Genomic DNA, 20,711 nt, shown 5'->3' on the forward strand with positions numbered 1-20,711 from the left:
AGCGGAAACTATTTACGCACTTCTTATACGAGAAATCGGGCACCCTACCGAACACAGCGCTACTCAGCCACGTCAAAGCGTAAGCCGCTCGAACCTTCTCCGCGGCCGACCGTTTTACGTCGACCAATCCACAACAGTGGACTGCCGTTGAACCAGCGCGCGTATTGGAAGGAGCGAGTAACGCGTGCACCTTCACGTGGGATCTCTTCTTCAAAAATATCCAATGGCCCTGCGCTCGGTTTCAAAATTTGGCTTATGGCAGGCTGAGGCTTGAGAGAGCCGTCCTGACGGAGAACTGTACCGCGACGGAGACGGATGGCATGTTGGTTGCCCTGAATCTGAACCGGGATGAGGGGAATCCAATAGCCAGGGACTTCTGTCGAGAGGCGCCATGTAAGCGCACCGTCGCTGGAAGGTTCGGACGTCGATGGTTGATTACGAGTTCTCCTGGCAAGCTTATCGTCTCGCCGATTCAGCGGGCGGCCGGAGGCCCCTTCTGCGATCCGTTCAACCCCCCAAGCAAGGTTGGCCATCTCGTCGCGCAAGAACAACACGTCGTCCAGCGGCTGGCTTTCCATGGTACGTTTCAAGGTCGGAGCCAAGAAAAGATTCGTCGGCGTATCCGCATTGCCGCTGTTTTTGAACATCCGCCAGTGACTCGAAGCAGGATGGGTGGATCGATCGATCGATGGAATCAAGGTGCGGACGCCGAATGTATCGGTAATGACCAGCGAGTGGATCCTGCAAATCGAGCCGACAGGAACGTCCACGGGAATTACAAACCAGTCGTTGCCATACGTGATGGCAAAGTCGACCAACAGCATGCGAGCCAAATCGTCAGGGTCGGACTCCACGGCACCAAAATCTACGGATGCATCTTCGAACTCCCACCAGCGCGAGGCCGGCATGCCCCGATAAGTCACCGGTGCGGGAATGGTCGTACGGGTGATCGGGAGCGGGTTGACGCCGGACGTTCGATCTTCATTCGCGCCGAGTGTCTCGCCCATCTTGACGTCGAAGTCGTACCAGTCGAGTTCACCGTCGTAGTAGTCCGACGTCAACACCCTTGGTGGGCTGGTTGGTGCTTCGACGGAGAATGCATATTCCATACGCTGTGGCGACCATGCTTCGGCTTGACCAGTCGGTTCGCTGAACAAGGCTTCGTACCAACGAATAAATGCATCCTTCGTCGTCGCAAACGCCCCGGCATCGGGAAGATCAATCACCGGTGTCGTTGGGAGTGGTGTGTTTTTTAGTTTGCCATAGAGCGTGACTCCGTCCGGAACGCGGCCTGACATCACGGCAAGGAATCGCTGTGCCTCGGTGTCGACATCAGCCGCGAGCGCCTCACTGCGCGTCGGCAACGGAAACGCAGCCAGGAAACCTTGGTGATATTTCGTGCCGTAGGGAGCGCGTGCCATCAACCGTAAGAAGTGTTGTCCGGCTTCGACGATCACACGCAACCGCACAAGCGTACCAGGCTGAGGATGTACGGCCTCACGCTCCACAAACGTCTCCAACGGAACCTTCTTCGGGTCAAATTTCACCGGCTTCGCCGCACTGTTTTTCGGAAGATACCTGGTCAGTTCCGCACACTCGGCTCGCAGCCGAGCCGACACGGGTGTGCCATTGTCATCCCCCTGTAACTCGCCAAGCTGCCACTGGCGCGCCAACAGCCACAAGGGATCATAGATTCTGGCCTTGAGTGTTTCCTGCTGCGATGCACCTCGGACGTTGGGCTCTAACCTCGACCATGTCGTGATGGATGACATAACAACCTAGTTCCTCTTCAAGAAGTCTGTGGAGACGGTATGGCCTTCCGCGTTGAAGGCGAAGTATGCCGCGGGAAGATAGTGCGCGGTCTCGTCGAGCAGATCGGGCGTGACGGCCCGCATGTGGACCAAGCTGATCGTTTCCCGCAAGACTTGCTGTAGCCACGGAATCGTCCAGAATGCTTGCTCCACCGGATTGGGATGAGCGGCCACCAAAATGGCCTGCGGCGCGACGGAATCCGGCTGATTGTACTGAAACACGACGCCGGTGGTTTCGCTCGCATTGGGCACGACTTCCACCCACTCATCGATCAGCAACCCGGCAATCGCAGGTTGTGTGAAATCAATGGCCTCAGGGATGTGCACGATCAATGACAGCCGACCCGGGGGAACTGGCTTGTCCGGAATAAACGGTAAGCCGACCCATCGATCGCCGTCGGCTTGGGGAAGCTGGGCCACCTGCAGCGTGAGCGCGTCGCCGTTGTTGAGCGCCTCGGCATATTGCAGCGCATCATCGAACCACGCGACATTCTCACGAACGCGTGCCATGCGTTGGTGGAACGTCACCACATTGAGCGGATCACCATCTTGGACTGCCGTGCTTGTACCCAACGCCCGTTGGATCTCCGCCAAATTCGATGGGCGGAAGCGCGGCAACACCACGAAGCTCTTGCCAAAGAGATGTTTCAGCTGCTCTGTGGAATCCGTCGTGACATCGGCTTTTGCAAGCCGCTCCGTTGCTTCACGATCGAGCGATCGCGCCTGAAAGACGAGCGTCTTCATGTCCGTATCAGTCTGGCCGGCCGCCGAGATGGGGATGGCTCCTGGGATACCAAACAAAGCCATCGTCTGCATCGCGGACCGCAGCGGCGCGAGCGTGGTGAGGGTCGCACCATCCAGTGCCGTCTTCAATTTGATCTGCAGCTGACGCAGCGATGTCAGCGCACGGTTTGCCCGCACCTTCAAGTTGGCCGAATCGAGAGCGCTTGAGGAATCACCGATAGCGGCAGGATTCAAGTCACCCGCACGAAGTGCGCGCCCGCTGGTCAGGAGACGGCGGGTCGTTCGCATCACTTCGGCGAACTCCGACCAACTGACATCCGTCATCGGCCATGAGGGATCTCGCAAGGGATTGAGTCGCAACGTCTGTGTCGCTGTGAGAGCCACCTTTCGCCGTGCCAAAAATATGAAGCGCTGCTCAAGCTCAGACAGCTGCGAATCTTCGCTTGCCTCCTGTGCGTGAATCACATCGAGCGGCGCCAGCTTCAGATCGTTGAGCCGAAACTCCTGCCTATCGATCACTGCGCCGGTCATGCCATTCACACGCTCGACCACGCAGCGAACCTTCATGGGATTGCCCAGCAGCTTCGCTGCCCATGCGTTGAGAAACGGTTCGGCCAATGCCCGATGGGTCGACGTCCAGTCTGCAAGGGCGGCCGGAGTGCCGGGAAACAACGTCACCACACGATGAGTGAACGCGGAACCTGTTCGCGGTGTGCGGAGAACTTCCAAGTCCGGCGGCGGCGCTTCGCCACGTTCTAAGGCGTCCAGCGTGGCTGCGGCACGGCTGGGATTCCCTCGCACGACGTGATAGGCACTTTCGGCCAATAAGGCATCGCTCAACGCATCCACGCTGGTCGCCAAAGCATCGAGTTCGACATTCACAATCGGCGGCACCGGGAACCCTGCCCGATTCCCCACAACCTGCAAAACACGTGGCCGTGCATTCGGTTCGTTGATCTGGCGCAAGAGGTTCAGTCCGTCCACCACATGGTTAGCCGGGACGCTCTCCACCGCCTGCCCATTCTCATCCACGCGCGTAGCCGTCAGCGGCGCTTGCTCTCGGAATGCGGCAATGAAGGCATCAAGCCCTCGTTCGTGCAGGCTGCGCTCGAAGCGATATCCCAACAGCGCGCCGAGCGGCTGTCCGGACCGCACCCCATCGAGCAGGTATTGCGCCGTGCGAGCACGTTCGGACGACAAATCGATCGCGAGTGGATCGGCTTCAGGATCGGACGTGCGACCGAAACGCGTCAGGTGTCCGCTTCGCAACACCGCCACGGTCGCAGCCTGATCGAGTGACGGCGCATGAACAAAACCGGGATCATTCGCCGAACCGAAGAGTGGTCCAGATTCGTTGGCTGGCGCAGTTACCTCCGTCCGTGGCGGCCCAGGTTGTAGATTCTCAACCCAACCATAGCCTCCCAGATAGACCCCAATAGGATCTTTCTGCCGCATGATCTTCAGGCGTTTCGTGGCAAATGACGTCGCCCAGGCATCCAATCGATGCGAGGTCACATCGAGCGTGCTGCGCATCAACATCGACAGCTTGCGCGGCTTCAACACCTTCAACGCCGTGAGGCTCTTGCGAAAATCTTGCACGGCTCCGTCGGCCGGTTGCGTGAACGCCTGTCCTGTATGCAGTGCGGCAGCCATGACGCGGTCGAGCGGCGTTTCCATCGGAAGTTGGGAAAAGCGGACATGCTCTGGCTCAGCCCGCCGATGGGGTTCACGGCCAAGCATGCGTGCCGCGGCGTTCGCATATTCGGTCATCATCGAATGACGCAGCAGCAGATACAGGAGGCTGAATGGGGTGGGAATCAATGTGTTTTGGACAATGTCGTCGAGCGTAGGCGCTTTCAATAACTGGTCGATGTAATTGAAGATAAATTCCTCGCTCGACGAAGCCTGGACCAACGGCAGGTTCAAGGAAGAACGTGCAGGATCGCACACCGTCAGCGCCGCGCGCGGCGTGACGCCGCGAAGCCCCGCAATAAGGTTCAGCGCCGAAATCGCCTGTGACCGCTGCACTCGATTCCAACCGTCGGGTGTGGGCGTCCGCAAAAACTCGAACAGCTCTTGGGTGTAGAAGAGCCCGAAGATATGCCGGATGGAGTAATCCGTCGACAACGCATCCATCGCAAAGACTTCGCTGAAGTCGATATCGGGATCACTGTGATTGCCCATACGCGCGGCCGTCCGGCTTTCATCGCTCCAGTAGTCTTGGAGGCGACGGATCAACGCCACTACAGCGCCATCCTTTGAGGCGAGCGTGCCGTCCTCCGGCATGGCTCCCCACAAGTCGAGGGCCGTGACGGGCAGAATGCCGTAGGGTTGCTTGCCGACACGGATGGTGGGAAGGGGGCCACCCGCCCTCACGTAATCGACAAAGTGATGGCGCGCCCAGTCCAGATTCACATCAATTTGGTCTGGGGGGAAGAGGCCGGGTTGATCGCCGTTGACATCCCCGAGCCCGATCATTTGCTCCAAATAGTAGCCCCAGGTGGATGGCCATAGTGCGCGATTCATGTCGCGGGCTTCCTGTTGTTCGCGCGCATCCGCGTTGCCGGTACGTGCCAGGAGCGTTGCGGGAACACCAAGGATTTTCGAAAGGATATCCCCGTCCGATCCATCCTCTGGCTGAAACTGGGGAGCACCGAGAATCAACCGAAAGCTCTTGTCGTGTCCCGGATCGTCGGTGCGAAAACCGGAGGCACCGTCTTCCGTATTGTTGGTCGGCGTGCCTTGCGTAACGAGACTCATGCCGTCAGTGTATTGGTGCGCCTCGATCAATTCTTTGAGTCGAGCCAATGACGCTGTGCCATCCAGTGATTTCTTCACACCAAAGACCAGGAGGAGATCGATTTTCGGCGTTGCCGTCGGCAGCTGCATGCGCAGCCCCATGCCGATCCGCTCCGCTTCTTTGAAGTCAACCATCCACGTCATGCCCTCATCGACGGCGAGGGCCTCGTCCCCTTGACGAACGGTAGCTTGCGGGTTGGGGCCGACCGGCACGATGTCCGGGATCAGGTTCCCGGCCACGGTCACGGCGCTGGTCCCCTGCACAAATGCCGTCGCGATCCACTGATCGGGAAGCACCGTCGTGCGTGGGGCGCGAGTCCAGGTTTCATTGCCCTGGGTTTGAGGGCGCATCGGTGGCGACGGAAATCGGGGCGGCTTTGTCGGCCGGTCCGACTGATTCGTCGGCGTCAACTGCCGTACAATCCATGAGGCACGCTCGGCACCATACCGATCTGCAAGTTGGCGCCATGCGTCCTTCTGCGCTTCTTCCGTCTTCGCACTCCAGAGCAGGGTGTGGAAATGCTTGCCCCATACAACTTCGTCAGTCGTCAACTCGGGCTCATGCGTGTCCACATGAATCTTGTCGGGAAACACACGGATCCGCAGTTCTTGCCCGAAAAAGCGGGTTTCCAGGCGAACCGGAAACAGCACAAGTGGACGATCACCATTGATCAGCAAGGGGTCAGGCATAGTTCTTCCTTCACGGCAACATCTGTCTGGCAAGGATCGCGATGCGCACCGGCTTCTGCAGCGTGATGCGTGCCATGTGCGCGCCGTTCGCCCCCCACTGGGCTCCAGGCGGGTTGGCGGACGTATCGGGAAGCGGTGGCAACGGCGATGCAGGTTTCACTCCGACTTTGACGTGGGTCATCGCACGAAGCTCCGTGGCGGTCTGTACCAGGTGTCGCCATGTGAGCTGATTCCAATCCGTGACGCGTGACGGCTGCGGATCGATATCCTTCGGCATATCGAGTCCAAAGTCAGGCTCGCCGGGCTGTTGTTGGATCACAAAAAACCAACCGGGATCGGGATCAATGCCTCGAGCCACACTTGCCGTCAGGTCGAAACCGAAGAACACCACATCAGGCGACACCGAACCACGAAACAAGGGATAGCGCTCCTCCGTCGTGAGTTTCGGATTAGTGGCCGTTCCCGTGGCCTTTGCGGCATAAATCACGGCATTGGGATAGCGCCGAAAGAGCTCTCCACGGACCAAGAGCACTAATTGATCGGGATTGCCGGAAGCCGATGGATTGCGGCCAAGCGGACCATTCCACGTATGGATAGGCTGCATGAATTCTTGCTGTACCGAACCACGACGATTCCAGAAGAAACGGAAATAGCTGCCGCGTCGATCTGTGGGATATTCGCGCCACAGCAACTCGCGACCCATTTCGTGATTCAGCCCGATCATGAACGCTTCGATAAAACGCGAGTTCGGCTGCACCAGCGTGACGCTGTTCGGTGGAACGTCCTCCAGCCCAGGGAGGAGAAATTCCGGAGCCAATTCCATGAGGCGCTCGGACATCGGCGCTGGAAACTGTGGATGTGCCACGACTTGCTCTTCGTCCTGAACTACTGCCTCGTTGAGGCCTCTTAACCCAGGAATGATCGACACCTGCTTCGGTTGTAGCCGCCCTTTCAGCGATCCCAGATCGGGAACGCGGAACACGATTTTTCCCGTTTCTCCGATACGTACCAGCTTCGATAAATGTGCGAAGGCGGCCTGGCGAAACTCAGTCATCGGTGTGGGCTCGCGTGGCCCACCGTCGTCGACGGCGCGAAAACTCTGCCCCTGCGTTTCGCGAATCGTCAGGACGGGCGGCCGCACGGTGGGAGTGAAGACTAGCGGCTTGATCTCGGACCTGAGGACAGAAGGCCGAACGGGAGGGGTGAAAATAGGCGGCGGCACAGTGGAGGTAAAGTTGGAGGGTACCAGTCTCGCCTGATCAATGTGCGGTGTACCGGCAGCATCCGAGACGCTTTTGATCGTGGCCATACGGCCGACGAAGATTCGCGGTGGAGGCGTGATCACGATCCGGTTTACCGGCGGCAGCGACTGGAAAAGTTTCATCATTGGACGCGCCACGATTTGCGTCTGCACAATGGCCGGCGTCAGTGCGCGCCGGTTGATCGGCCCACGAGGACGTGCCACTCGCCGTAACACTGCAGATTGGAATCCCGGTACCTCCGATCCGCTCAACTGCCACGCCACAGTGCGCTGAACATTGCTCTCGCCCACCTTGACCGACACCGCGACTTTCGCCAGGCTCGAACCGGTGACCTGCAGCAAGCCATCATCGTCGATCGACCTGACATGGCGTCCCCATGTCGCCTCTCGCGTGGCGGCGGCCAACTGCCTTCGCCGCCGCTCTTCGTTGTCTTTCTCAATCGCATCCACCTGCTGCCAGGCCGACGCCATGAGATGTTCTTGATCTTCCTGTACGATGCGCGTACCAAGGCTCGCGGCAATGCGATCGCGCGGATCCAGGTTGAGATCATTGATCCAATGCTGCGGCGTAGCGTTCATATCCACCCGCTCCCTCGGCGGATAGGTCAAGCCGTAGATGGGTGGCGCGACGATGGGGTCCTGAGTCACCGGCTGGTTCAATGCATTGACTGGCGAGTTCAAAATGTCCGCAAGCTTGCCCTGCAGCAGTTTGAGGACCGGTTGCGGCTGGGCCGTCACGGGTTCCGGCGGCTTGAGAATGCCTTTCATGGCAATCATCCCACCGGAAGGGAGCCCGAATCCCGGCTTCGTCAGATCGAGCAGTCGTGTTCCGACGTGTTCGGGAAGCGGCTGTGGCCTCAGGTCGCGCACCAAGGATTCGAAATCGCCTTCAGGCCCGGTCGTGAATTCCCATGAGTACAACACCGGCAACTGAAAGGGCGCAGTGGGTTGACCGAGGCGCCATGCCGGTTCGAGCTTTTCAAGCTCGTGTTCGGCGACAGGAAGGCCAAGCGCAGCTTTACGTCCCACTTCAAATGTCGGCACCACACAGGCTATATAGGCGACATCCGGATCGAGACGTCGTGGACACATGAGCCGCGACACCGTGCGCGCTGGAGCATCTTCGATGGTGTTCTTGAGCACGGACACCGTATCCGTTGAGGCCCCCACCACCTGCGCATGGGCCCATGCCCACGATTCTTCAAGATCAGGCAGGTCCTCCGCCACCGGACTGGTGAGATCAAGCACCGGTAACGGCGAAGCATCCGTACGCCCGAGCGTGACACTTGCCCGCTTGCGCACCACGACCAGACAGATCCACGGCCGCAATCGCTCTCCCGCACCGGCTTTTGCCGGTGTGAAGAGCCACGGAAAATCGGGACGGTCGAATTCAATCAGTGGGAAAAAGTTCGACTCAAAGTTCGTGGTGCGATGCCGAGGCTCGACTCTGACGACTTGCTTGGGATCAATCGCGGTCACATCACCGGGGCCGTAGAGACGCACATCCCGCCCAGGCACAGTGAAGTTGGTCAGCGTCACGCTCACCGGAAGCGAGACGTCGGCACGCTGAGCGGGGCCTAGGGAATCCGGCGTCGTGATGCCGGCGGCTGCACCTTGCCGGACCCACGGTAAGAAGTGTCGCGCTGCAGTGTCTGCCATAGGATCTGCTCCTTCTTGCCCCCGGCTCTGCCGTCTTGCACGTCTCCGGTGTGGGCATCACACCATTTCGTTACCGCGTCACGAGGACTTGGAAGTTCGCCGCATCCTTCTTATTCAACTTCTTCAGGACATCGGCAGCTTCGAGCCGTGTGGCGAACGTCGTCGTCCCCTCAAGATTGGACAAATCAACCTTGGATCTCACCGTAAACGTCCTCGGAACCGACTTGGACGGAATCGTCGAACCACGATACCGGATCGCACCGAGACGCGATGCGTCACTGATCCCGACCGCACTCCACTCAGAAAACCGATTCGCGACATTGACCGGAATGGTCGTCGTGGTCCGCGGCGCTTCGGGTGGACTCGGAATCACGATGTCTTCAAAATCCGCGGCAGCGGACACGGGAATTCCGCAATCCACCGCCTGGCTCCCAACGCGGACACCGGCAGGCAATAATTCAAACGACGGGCTCGACAGCTTCTGATCATCCGTCAGGTCACGGAACTGCGCCGGTGCGAAATGATCGCGTACGAGATCGTCGGCTGCCGGAATCAATGCGGCGCCGCCCACCGTGATCTGCCGGATCCGAAACTCTTGCGTGCCACCCACCGGCCTCGTATTGCCGAAGCGCGAAATCGGCGTATTGAGCGGCACCACATTTTGCTTCACCGTCAAAGTGCTCAGCGGATGAATGCGAACCGCACCGGCCGGCCCCTCGCGTAAGCTGACGAGACGCTCGCCGGTCCCCGGCATGACGGCGTTCCATGCGGCGGCATCGGCCAATGCGGTGCGCAGCAAAGCCCCCACGTCGACAGGCGCAGGCAACGGGGGTTTTTCGCCCGACACCAGCGTGACGGTGAACGACACACTGAAATCCACCCAGCAGATTTCGAACGTCGCCTTGCCCTTGACGTTCAGCGGACGGGGGCCTGAGAGCTCGCCTGCGAAGCTGACTTTGAACAGATTCGTCGAGCCGACTTTCAACTGCAATGACGCGTACAGCGAGGCGACAAAGTGGAACGGATCAAACTGTATCAGCACATCGTACCCGGCTTGACCCGAGATGCTGAATTTTGACTTCTTGGCGAACAGCTCGGCATGCGCGCCGAACTGCACCGTGTTCGATGTGATGGCGAAGTATGAGTCGCACCGGATCTTCAAATCATTCGAGTCTGCAAAGACGATCGCCGCACGTTGCATGCGCTCCAAACCCGGAGGCGGGATGAACGCCGGGTGCAACCCACCGACAGAGAGGGCGAAGAACGGCTGATTGCCCCAGCTCAGACGCATGCGCATCTCGCCGGTGATGACGAATCGATCGACGAGGCGCGAATCAAACAATACCGCATCGAGGAACGCGCGTTTCTGGTCAAAGTCGACCCCGCCGAAGATGTTCATCTGCAGGCGAACGAGGTCCAGATCTTTCTTCGGCAGAACGGCTAAGACCTGCCCCATGATGAGGAATCGTGTCCGCACACCCAGTTCGAGGATCAGCGCCAGATTGATGGTGATCAACGGCGGTGTACCCCATGTGATCTGCGCCACGAGGCCGAACAAGTAGTGATCCCGCGCCACCGGAAAAAAGTTGCGAATCACGCTCAGATACTGCGGCGCGTTGCGGATTAGGTCTTTCGGTGCAAGCACCGCGTTGAGCGTGTTGGCGCGTACACCTGCCTGCACCGCATCTTCGTTGACTGTGCGATGAATGCCTAGCAGCCCACCAATGCCGGTGAGCATGAATCCGAAGCCGATCGGAATAGGCTTGAAGCCGTCGGCGGTGATGATCACCAGCAACGAAAATCCACCGCCCGGAATGTTCGTGTTCAGCAGGCCCAACGCCGACAGCGATGCGAGGCCTTCGATCTCCAAGTGCAGCGCGCCGGCATACTGATCGTGCTCACGATCCAGATCCAGAAAGCCGCCGCCGTGAACGACCTTGCCGTCAATATCCAGACCAATGGCCATAGGCGGCTGGAATCCGAAATCTAAATCGAAGAACGTCAGATTCCCATCCGGCTTAGCGAAATCCGCGGAAACCGCTAAGCCCATCTTATCGAAACTGGCAGTGACCGGCCCTAACGTGACGTCGGCTGCGACGGTGGCGGCAAACGTCAGCTTGGCCTTCCCGTTGTCCGTCTGAGGCGAGAGCGCCAACGACAGGAATTGAATGTGCACGGGTCCGAACGTCTTCCCGACCGGCGTGATGCGGTTGAGATCCGCGTCGTTGTCGTCGCCCGTCGCAACGTCACGAGAAGCGAGGGCTCTGGACCCTGCGGCCAGCCTCGGTGACGAAGAGGGAGGAGGCGGCGGATTGGTTTGTTTCAAAACGTTGCCCTTTCCTCCTTCGAGAAAAAAGCCCCGCTCAGTCGACCACCCCAGCCCCAGATTCAACGGAATTTTCTTCTCGCCCGGCAGAATCTGTGAGAGAAATCCGTTGCCGGACTTGTCGAGAATCAGCACCAATTCGCTCTCGCGCGCGAGAGCCCGCACGCCTGCCACGGCGGGAGACAATTCAAATTCCGTTTCAAATTTACCGAATTGCAGATGCGAGCCGTCTTCCTTGCCGAGCCGATAGAGCGGCGCTTCGGCACTCCCTCCCTCAAAACCGAACTTGATACTCGGCTGTCCCGGACCACCCACGCTCGACTTGGAAAACTCGTCGAGATGAAAAAATAAGTCCGCGGCCGTCACTGACGGTGTGACTTTGAAGCGCCAATCTTTGTTGATAGGAACATTGATGCTCGCACCGAATTCGAAGGAAACCATCAAGCCAGGCCCACCATGAATCTTCGGGACGAACAACAACGTGAGTGTGCCGTTCTTATCAATGGCTTTCTTAGGGTCAGTGGGATCGCGCTCCTTCCAATTGAAGCGGAGCGAGAGCGTGCGCTTCGACATCTTGTCGAGGAGCGGTGTGGCGGAACCGGGCGCTGGCTCCCAACCGTAGAGCGGCTCGATGGCCAACGTCGAAAGATCGCCGTCGTCCTCCCGAGATGTGGACGATGTCAACCCGTTGAACTCCAGAATGACGAGCCCGGCCGCGAGCGGAATGAACACGTTGTCTGAAAACGTACGCGCTTGTTCTTCATCGTCGAGCAGCCAACCTCGCTTTCTAAAGATCGTGACAAAACGGTTCCACACCACATGTGGGATCGTGGCGGTGAGGGGCTCCTCCAAAAAACCGAGCGGCTGCGCGGACCAATAAATGAGGGGGCCGTACGGCACAAAGTGCAGGCGCAGGTAGTCCACCATTAAAATGTCGATGAGCCGATGGGCGATCTCAAGAGCCTTGAACGACGGAAGATTGACGTCCAGAGCTTTGATGAAATTCAGCAGCGCGTTGAAGACGTCTTTGATGTCGCCAAGCGCCTTCTTGAAATCGTCGAAGCTCGGATCCTCGGCATCACGATAGGTACGGATGTTGGCGAGATTCTTCTCCGGCAGCACCAACTTTGCCGCTTTGCTCGACGACAGACCCAGCACTTTACCGAGGTCCTGGGCTTGCCCGGCGGATACTTCAGTCTCGATGCTAATCGTCTTGCGATACTCATTGATGCCTTTGATCTGATGCTGAGGGAACGGTTGTCCGACGGTGATGGTCGGCGGCAGTCCCAAATCGATGAGCACTTCTGCGCGCGCCGCATCATCGTTCAGTCGATCGGCCAGCCACTCGTAGAATTCTCCCACCTTGCCGACGACGGTCTGTAAGATGTTCTCGGCACTCATGGTTGTCCTCGCAATGCGGGCCGCTTCTCGGAAGGATCACCCGTGAGTCTCGCCTTGTGAGTGGTAAACGGCTGATGATCTTCCGAAGCATTCGGTAATTCATACGGAAAGACCGTGTGCAATTCCTGAATGGCGTGCAATACATCTTGATTCTGCGCGTCCTTGAGGATCTTGAAATGGATCAGTCCCAGATTGCTGCCGATACAGAGCTGTCTGCCGTTGCGCATGATATCGAAACTTCGGTGGTGGCGCGAGATGAGACGGCGGTAGGCATCGGCAAAATCGGCCCGGAAGCTGGGGTTCGGACTCGGCGTGGAGACAATATCGATCCCCGCCGACGGAGGCTTTGCAGCTTCGGGACGTTCTTTGTCAGGCTCATAGGGCTGCCCGTTGAATTCAGGCCGTTCGTCCAATAGTACTTTGATCCGCCACGACCAATCGGGCGGCGTGGTTTGCTTCACGGCGATGCCCTCCGGCCACCCGTAGGCGGGAAGTAACATCGGCTCTTCTTCAAGCCGCGCCCGCAATGCGGGAACCGCCTGCGTCGCCTTGTCATTGAGCACGTCGGCTTTCGCATTCCAGGCCAGGCGCTCGGCGTTGATGTGGGCACGGATCAGTTGCTGCGCTCGAGAAAGGCGCAAATCGATATCGCGCAAGTATTCCGGCAACACTTTCTTGAATCCGCTGGAGATGAATTGGACGAAACGCGAAGGATCCGTATCAGGGTCCGTCCGCTTCCAGTAACTCATCACCTGCGCCGAGCCATAGTGTACGTCTCCGGATAGCAAGACGACTTTGCGGTAGGGTTCCAACCGCTTGAGCAACGACTCAGTCGCTTTCGGATCAAATGCCCACGCCTCAATCGCATCGGGATTCGTACCGGGCATGCCGCGCAGGTTTTCATTGCCGTTCTTGATCGCCTCGATGACGTCAAACGCACGATAGGCCAATGGCGCAATCAACTCATCGAACATCGGTGGGCCGAGCACCGGCAGCGGTGCAACGACGATCAGCACTTCTTTTCCCGACGGCAACGGACCGGCGGGGATCTGCTTTTCGATCGCGCCGAGAATAATGTTGGTCGGCGGCCCGCCGCGCGTGATCCAGTTCCGTTGTGTGCGGTTGTCGAGCGCCAGCACGAGATGCCGCGTACCCGGCACTGAAAAGTGCCAGGACAATTGATCGTCAAACTTCGTCACGTCGACCGTCCGGCGATTCAAGCCGAACAGCTGCTCAATTTCATCGTTGGCTGTTTGCTGCGTCGCCGCCGTTGCAGTGGCGGTGTAGAGCGTGGATGCAAGCTCCAAGAGCCTTTTGGGTTTTCCTTGCAGATATTTCTCAGGATCATTGCCCCAACCTTGAAACAGGGCAAACGCCAACATGCCGTTACGGACGCAGGCTCGACCCAAGGGATTCGTCATCACCCGATCACGCCACATCGGATTGAGATTCCAATCATCGGTGACTTCGTGATCATCCCACATCATGTAGGTGGGCACGTTGGCCATGGCACGCCGGATCTTATGCTGGTTCTTAAGGGCCTCAAGGCAATTGTCCCGGCCCCGGTCGATCGCAAGCTTGTACAAACCACCGAGATCGCCCGATAGCTGTTGCATGAAATTTTTGAACGCGCCGAGCTCCTCGGCCGTGAGCCCATCCGCAAACGTATAGATCTTCGAAAACGCGGTGCGCGCCGGGGACCCTTGTGCCGGTAACTTCCCAAACTGCAGCGTCTCCGTATCGATTGGATCCCGCACGACAGGATCAAAATCATCCTTCTTCTTAATGGCAGATTTCAGCTCCTCCGCGGTGAGCGTCTTGAATGCACAGTCGGTGAATCGACGCAGCAACGCGTCGGCGATCTTGGGCTGATTCTTGTCATCTCGACGGCGAAAGATCGGCAGCACGCTGTCGGGAACCTTGGTATTGTAGTTGGCACGGAACTCGGCAATCGTATCGTCGAAATCCTTGATCGCGGCCGGCTGCCACACCTCGTTATTCCACGCAAAGAGATACATCGCCGCGAACTCTCCGAAGGACAACAAGTGCGAATGATTATCGACCGTTGTCATCCGCGTTTCCGACAACACGAGATTCTTCCGCATTCCCGCAGGAAAGTTCTTCTCGTCGGCTGGACTAAACTTCGCCGCGAGTCCATTGGGTTCGTTGGTCGGCAGGAACTCCCGTTTAGCCAAGACCTCTTGGCCCAGGGCGATCATCTGGGGAAGCACACGCCGTTCCACGTCATCCGCATAGATCTGATCGCCGGCAAGAAGCAATTGATGAATGCGTTGGTTCGGGTCTTGGACCTTCTCCTTGATCAGATCATCAACCCAGGGAAGCGCATCTGTTAATCCCGATACCTGAATGCGACAGGAGCCATGGATGATTTTCAAATCGATGAGCTTGTCCGGCGATAGAGCAAAACTAGGCAGTTGATTCAATGCATATCCCAGAGCAAGCCGGCGCTTCTCAAGGGGCGTCGTACTGAGCACGTTGTCTTGAAGCAAGCCCAGCGACTTCAGATCGTGCTTGGCGCCGCCCGTTTTTTCAGTCAGCGAGAGGTTGTAGGAGTAGAGCTGCCCAGGCTTGAGAACATCGATGCCGGTGAGCTTCATCATCACGACCGTGATGTGCAGCTTGTCTCCGATGGCGATCGTGTCGGATTTATCAGTATCGCGGCTGAACTTCGGCGTGTCACCGACCTTGGCGAGCCCCTCAAACAAGGACAGCTGCACGGAACAGGCCTTGCTCAGCGCAACCCACACAGAAACTAAGCTCGGTTCAACTCGGCGGAGGATGGGACCGGACAGAATCAGCGGCAGTTCCACAGCGAACCTCGCAAGAAGTCCGACCAGCAGCCCTTGACACTTGCCCGCATGCGACCGAGTGCAAGTATATATACGAGCCGCTCCTCCGCCATCAAGCTAAAAGATTGGGCCTGCCGCATGTGGGATTGCGAAAAACTATGGGTAGAAAGGGGAATTCCTACGGCAAGACAATGGCCTCAGGGCGTTGGTACCCGCTGAGCGGTAAACTCTACCGACGGGTGAACGGAATAGCCACCACTGGCTTCAAGGGTAAACCGAATAGTATCAGACATGACCTGTCCTATGTAGCGATGGGTGACCTCCTTCCAGGGATTGTCGTCACCTACCCTCTCCTGGCTGCGAGTACTGAAACTGATCCAGTCGCCTTCAAGTTTGACCTGCTCAATGGTGAGACGTCCCTTGAGATAGGTGGCAGTACCGTGTAATGCGCTTCCCAGGTATTTGAATTCAAAGACCTCATCATGCTGGTCACCCCAACTGTACTGCACTCGGGCCGTCCAGCGTCCCGTGACATCTACGGTTGGTTTGGTCACTGCGGCAGGCTCGAAAGGCACAGGCGCGGTGGATGGCTTCTGCAGCATGATCACGGCACCCAGCACGACAATCGCTGCCAACCCAGCCAACATCAGTTGAAGATTCAGAGACCCTGGCTTGCCCGCCTGTCCTTCCGCACCAGCCTGCGTGTCCTGATTAGGCAACAGCTCTCGCAGACTCTTCACCAACCGTTCTACATCACCACGCCAGCTGGCATCAGACAACACGACCGCTTGGCGACGAGCCAGACCAACGATTGCAGCCGGCAGGTCGGTCTCGCTAGGCATGACGGCGCCGCCCACCAACAGAGGAATGACTGGTCTTCCTGAGCTAAGAGCCGCCGCAATCTCTTGACGCACAAAATCATGCGGATCGTTCAGCCGTCTTGTGCCGTCAGTTCCGGCCGTCAGCCAACGCGGGCCCATCATCACCAGCACGACATCGACCGTCTTCATGTGGGATTCGATGGCCTGCACGAAATCCTCGCCGGGGCGGATATCGTCCACGTCGCGGAACACCGTGTCAGCACCAAAAGTCGCTTCCAGGTCATCCGCCAGTCGCCCAGCAAACCCGGCGCTGTCATCCCGTCGGTAGGAAAGAAAGAAGCCGGCCATCGATCAGTACCCTCTGGAATGTCCAAATTTTACATTCTGGGCCAACGCTCGACTCACTCGTGCTTGCCGCATGGCTGTTTTCCAACTTGCAGAAAGCTAAAGGCCTGGTCTCTGGCGGAAAGGCATACACCGTTTTCCTAATCCCTGCAACCATTCTTGATGGACCAAGGCTTTATGGATAACCGAACAGGATTGAAACGAAATTCGTTATGAGGGTTCAGCAAATGAGCATGCCGATGGCGCACAAATAGTGCGCTACCACACCTGCACGATACAACACTTCAGATACTGCCTATTGGTCGGCACTGAGCCTTCGTTGTTCGAGTCATTGAAAGATGAAACACCGGATGGGGAGTCATCTCTCGCCTAGAACGTCACAGTATCGACAAGAATCTTCGGATGTGCACAAACCACGGCGCTGAGCCGCGCTCCAGATTCTGACAGCGGACAGAACGACACCGGGCAGCAAGCTAGAACTCAGTTCATTTCCATTCGGCATCGTGGCACACAATAAAGATTCCCGACCCCTTTTATAGTAAAGACAACACGACAAACCATTGACGAATTATTCTTTTCAGGCCGTCAAATTTGACGCAATGGCCTTCACGGTTTAACTACGTACCTATCAAAACACTGCAATATTGATATCTGACACTTTGGCTCAGCACTTGCTTCACTTCTCCGGCAGCAGTGAACTCAACCACATTGGGAGGGATCAATGGAATGTCCGAAGTGCAAAGGGATGATGATGTTGGAGCGGTTTTCGGATTTCTTTTTGGTGTTCTATGCCTGGAAATGCATCAACTGCGGCGCCATGATCGACCGCACCATTTCCAATAATCGCCGGAAGAGTCTGGCTGCCCGTGAAGCGCAGGCCGTCGCTGCGCACTAAAGATGCACAGTTACAGGGGTCGGGATTTCATTGCTCGTCGGTTGCTCTGAAAATTCATCACTAAAGACTCCCGACCCTATTACTCTCTCATATTCTTGGCCACAGACTATTCTTTTCGCACACTGTGAGCTTGTGGCGGAAGTCCCGCAAAGTATTCGAGGAGAGTCCGGTGGATGAACATGTAACCACCACCGACCTTCTTGAGGAGAATCAGTTTGGCGCAATGGTCGAGGAACGGAATGAACCGAAAAGGCGTGGAGCCGGTCAGCCAGAGGATTAATCGTAGTGCGTAGTGTTTCACCACCGCTGAACCACCACGATTGAGCCCCACGCTTAGCCCGGTGAACAGTCCGATAGCCACGGCACTATTATCATATAACCACAGCGCGGCGACCAACCCTGTGAGCAAGCCGCATATTAAAAATGCAGCTAATCCATTTTTCAGTGATAATTTAATTCCTTGATTGGGAATGGCCTTATCAACTCTAACCATATCGATCAACCCACCGCTTAAACCAAAGCTCAGCCCGAAAAACACTGCAATAGCTGCTGCAATTTCCCGACCGACTCTCAACCCTTCGCTGAGTCCGTCAACTAGACCTTTCAATAGCCCAAGGAATAGACCAGCACCTAGCCCTATGACCGAGACTGCAATCGCTTTTCTCCAGAACTGTTTCAATCGCAAACGCATAGTTTCAACGGGATGTATTTCATTCAGCAAACCAATCCCCAAACCGCCTGGCAGACAACCCACTAGCATGCCGATCACCATGAACGCCAGCCAGTTTCCCCCTTCTAGGGCATTGGCTGATTTGAATGATAGTGCAAATATTACGGCGACTAACCCACCGACAAACCCACTCATGACGATATTTTTTAGTGATGATGTTGACCGACAGCCCAGAAAAACGACCACTCCTGAGGTCAACCCAGCAAACAGCCCATCCCCTAGCCCCTCTTTAAACCCGAAGAACAGTATGGAGCCCAAACCAATTAGCAACCAGAAGAGCAGTCCGACACCCAATGCCGTCACCGCCTCATAAGCCAACCGTTGTCTCCTGGAACTCAACCAGCTAGGTTGAAGTTCCTCCACCATGAACACCGACTGTGACTGCTCTTTCATTTTTCCAGCCAACCACGAGAGCCAGTCTATGGCCTGATTTTTGAGAAGTGAATTCGCAGTTGATCCTTTTCTCTCAAACATCCGTTCAACATAAAGCTGCAAGATGTGCTCTCGACGTACCGTCGAAGAAACCGCCCCGCCCAAATTCAAATTCTTGCTGTCAACACCTTCACTGGCCAAGCTCATGATGCTCAGCATCAACGGCGTCTTCGTCAATTCTCGCAAATCAGGATCACTCCTAAGCGCCTGTTGAAGTCCCGCTAATTGTGGGCCACCGGCTAGCAGAAACTCGTTCACATCTTCTGGGCTCAACGGTTCGAGGCAGACTGCACCGTTCAGATGTAGGCGTTCGGGAAGCCACTGATATTCCTTCAGGCGACAACACACAACCATGCCTGACGGCTTCTTGTTCTCGATGAACTGATTGATGGCCGCCACGCAATCCGGTTGGAAGATAATTTGAACTTCATCCAGTCCATCCAACAGCGGCAGGAGATAATCCTGTTCTAGCCACGCCGTTGCGATCGATTTTGGAATGCGGTACTTTGCAGATAGCTCAACCGCAAGCCATTCCTCAATGGACTGATTCTTCTCCCAGCTAGAGAGATTCAACACGATAGGTACTCGTTCCTTGGAATCGTTCTTTGCTCTGACAATCAAGGCAGCAGCAAGCTCTAGCAAGCTAGTCGTCTTCCCGGAACCCGGCTCGCCCAGGATGAGGAGCAAGCCCATCGCGTCAAACACAGTATTGATGTTGCGATCCTTCAGGAGTAGATGGCGACGCTGATCTGGAATAGCAACGATGTGCTTCCATGGTGGTTCAACAGCCTCATCCATCGCATGCTTGCCAAGAGAAATCAGCACCTCATGGTAGAGAGACTGCATCAGCACCCCATCAACCCAATACTCCTGAACACGATCAAGAAGGATCAGCAGTTGCGCGCGTTGTTCTTGATCTGGAGGAACGGCAATTGCCGGATAGAGCCGCGCTTCTGAAACAGACAACTCAGCAAGTTGTCCTACTTTACCCGCAGTGTACACCTTGTCAGCATCTTCCGGGCGTAGTTCGAGGTACAGGCGAACGCTACCGGCCACAACTCTCGTCAGTTTGACTTCATCGATTTTGAACTGAGTCTTGATTGACCTCATCAACATCTGCTGGTGCTTTTCCGAAAATGTATCCACATCTCCTGGCAAGCGAAGCTCAAGAATTATTTTTGCTTTATCAGGAAGCAGATTACTCTCTTCAACTCCTCGATTAACCTTTGGCTCGTTTACGAACACATCAGCGGTTTGTTGGTCAGGCTTTTTGTTAGTGATTCCCCAAATCAGTTGCTTGTACGGGTCTGGCTCGGTTTCTCGCAGATCCACCCAATGCAGACTCTTGAGCAGGATTGGGAGTTTCGGCGTTACCGTTGCTGAGGGCAAGACTACGGGAATCACAGGGCAGGCGCGCTCGACAAACTCACTAAGAAAGGCCCTCATTTCCATGTTTTGCCAGGGGCCGATACCACTCTTTCCGACAAACACGGCGGCTGTCTTGATGATTTTAATCTGCTCTTCAAGAACTACTTGCCATGCTGTCCCAGGCCGTATTTCCCGTTCATCTAGCCATGGTTTGAGCCCCCTATGCGACAACTGATCGGCAATCTGGCGGATCTCCGGTTTGTCCTCACCGTTGTGGCAGAGGAAAACATCGAACTGTTCGTTATTGGGCATGGAATCGCTCATACGTCAACAACTCGATGCGCAGAATAGCGTAAACCGTTATGACTCGGTCTTAAAGGCACGCCGCCCACCGCCTTGCGTACACAAATCGGGGACATTTTACGTATTACGGATAGGAAGGTCTACAGAGCTACGTGAAAGAATGGCATCAGGCGTTTGAACCTATACCACTGGTGTTGCACATGTCCAATACAGTGACCAGCAGTTACAACACCTGCACAATAAAACACTTCAAGTACCGCATCTCCGGCATGCTGGCGAGGATGGGATGGTCGGCGCTCTGGCCTCGTTGCACGAT

Annotated in this window: 8 protein-coding genes; 1 reads left to right on the top strand and 7 read right to left on the bottom strand. The window is 56.7% G+C overall.

The window, feature by feature from the left end; genetic code table 11:
- Window positions 1–59: 59 nt before the first annotated feature.
- From ACYX34_RS00980 to ACYX34_RS01005, 6 genes are all read right to left on the bottom strand, one after another.
- Entirely contained in the window at window positions 60–1,772 is a 1,713-nt protein-coding gene (locus ACYX34_RS00980; protein ID WP_462074683.1) for a hypothetical protein, read from the bottom strand.
- Between the two features lie 6 nt (window positions 1,773–1,778).
- Window positions 1,779–6,044: a hypothetical protein gene (locus ACYX34_RS00985; RefSeq protein ID WP_462074684.1), complete on the bottom strand. Its 4,266-nt coding sequence runs from the start codon at window positions 6,042–6,044 to the stop codon at window positions 1,779–1,781.
- A 10-nt stretch (window positions 6,045–6,054) separates the two neighbouring features.
- Window positions 6,055–8,964: a hypothetical protein gene (locus tag ACYX34_RS00990; protein WP_462074685.1), complete on the bottom strand. Its 2,910-nt coding sequence runs from the start codon at window positions 8,962–8,964 to the stop codon at window positions 6,055–6,057.
- A gap of 70 nt (window positions 8,965–9,034) precedes the next feature.
- A complete protein-coding gene (locus ACYX34_RS00995; RefSeq protein ID WP_462074686.1) occupies window positions 9,035–12,691 on the bottom strand; it encodes a DUF6603 domain-containing protein in 3,657 nt (1,218 codons plus the stop codon).
- Window positions 12,688–15,522, bottom strand: a complete 2,835-nt coding sequence (locus ACYX34_RS01000) for a metallophosphoesterase family protein (RefSeq protein ID WP_462074687.1) — start codon at window positions 15,520–15,522, stop codon at window positions 12,688–12,690. Before ACYX34_RS01000 ends, ACYX34_RS00995 begins: the two co-directional genes overlap by 4 nt.
- Window positions 15,523–15,698: 176 nt before the next feature.
- On the bottom strand, window positions 15,699–16,670 hold the full coding sequence (locus tag ACYX34_RS01005; RefSeq protein ID WP_462074688.1) for a toll/interleukin-1 receptor domain-containing protein: 972 nt from the start codon (window positions 16,668–16,670) through the stop codon (window positions 15,699–15,701).
- Window positions 16,671–17,388: 718 nt separating this feature from the next.
- On the opposite strand from ACYX34_RS01005, the gene ACYX34_RS01010 reads away from it, so the two are divergent.
- Window positions 17,389–17,562: a hypothetical protein gene (locus ACYX34_RS01010; protein WP_462074689.1), complete on the top strand. Its 174-nt coding sequence runs from the start codon at window positions 17,389–17,391 to the stop codon at window positions 17,560–17,562.
- A gap of 106 nt (window positions 17,563–17,668) precedes the next feature.
- Here ACYX34_RS01010 and ACYX34_RS01015 read toward each other — a convergent pair whose 3' ends face one another.
- Window positions 17,669–20,404 (bottom strand): TIR domain-containing protein, encoded by a 2,736-nt coding sequence (locus ACYX34_RS01015; RefSeq protein WP_462074690.1) that lies wholly within the window; start codon window positions 20,402–20,404, stop codon window positions 17,669–17,671.
- Window positions 20,405–20,711 lie beyond the last annotated feature (307 nt).

This window comes from Nitrospira sp. CMX1 (assembly GCF_054902215.1).

Excerpts from the sequence above, each read along its gene's own strand:
- ACYX34_RS01010 (WP_462074689.1), top strand. The coding sequence starts at position 17,389 with ATGGAATGTCCGAAGTGCAAAGGGATGATGATGTTGGAGCGGTTTTCG.
- ACYX34_RS01015 (WP_462074690.1), bottom strand. The coding sequence starts at position 20,404 with ATGCCCAATAACGAACAGTTCGATGTTTTCCTCTGCCACAACGGTGAG.
- ACYX34_RS00985 (WP_462074684.1), bottom strand. The coding sequence starts at position 6,044 with ATGCCTGACCCCTTGCTGATCAATGGTGATCGTCCACTTGTGCTGTTT.
- ACYX34_RS00995 (WP_462074686.1), bottom strand. The coding sequence starts at position 12,691 with ATGAGTGCCGAGAACATCTTACAGACCGTCGTCGGCAAGGTGGGAGAA.
- ACYX34_RS01005 (WP_462074688.1), bottom strand. The coding sequence starts at position 16,670 with ATGGCCGGCTTCTTTCTTTCCTACCGACGGGATGACAGCGCCGGGTTT.
- ACYX34_RS00990 (WP_462074685.1), bottom strand. The coding sequence starts at position 8,964 with ATGGCAGACACTGCAGCGCGACACTTCTTACCGTGGGTCCGGCAAGGT.
- ACYX34_RS00980 (WP_462074683.1), bottom strand. The coding sequence starts at position 1,772 with ATGTCATCCATCACGACATGGTCGAGGTTAGAGCCCAACGTCCGAGGT.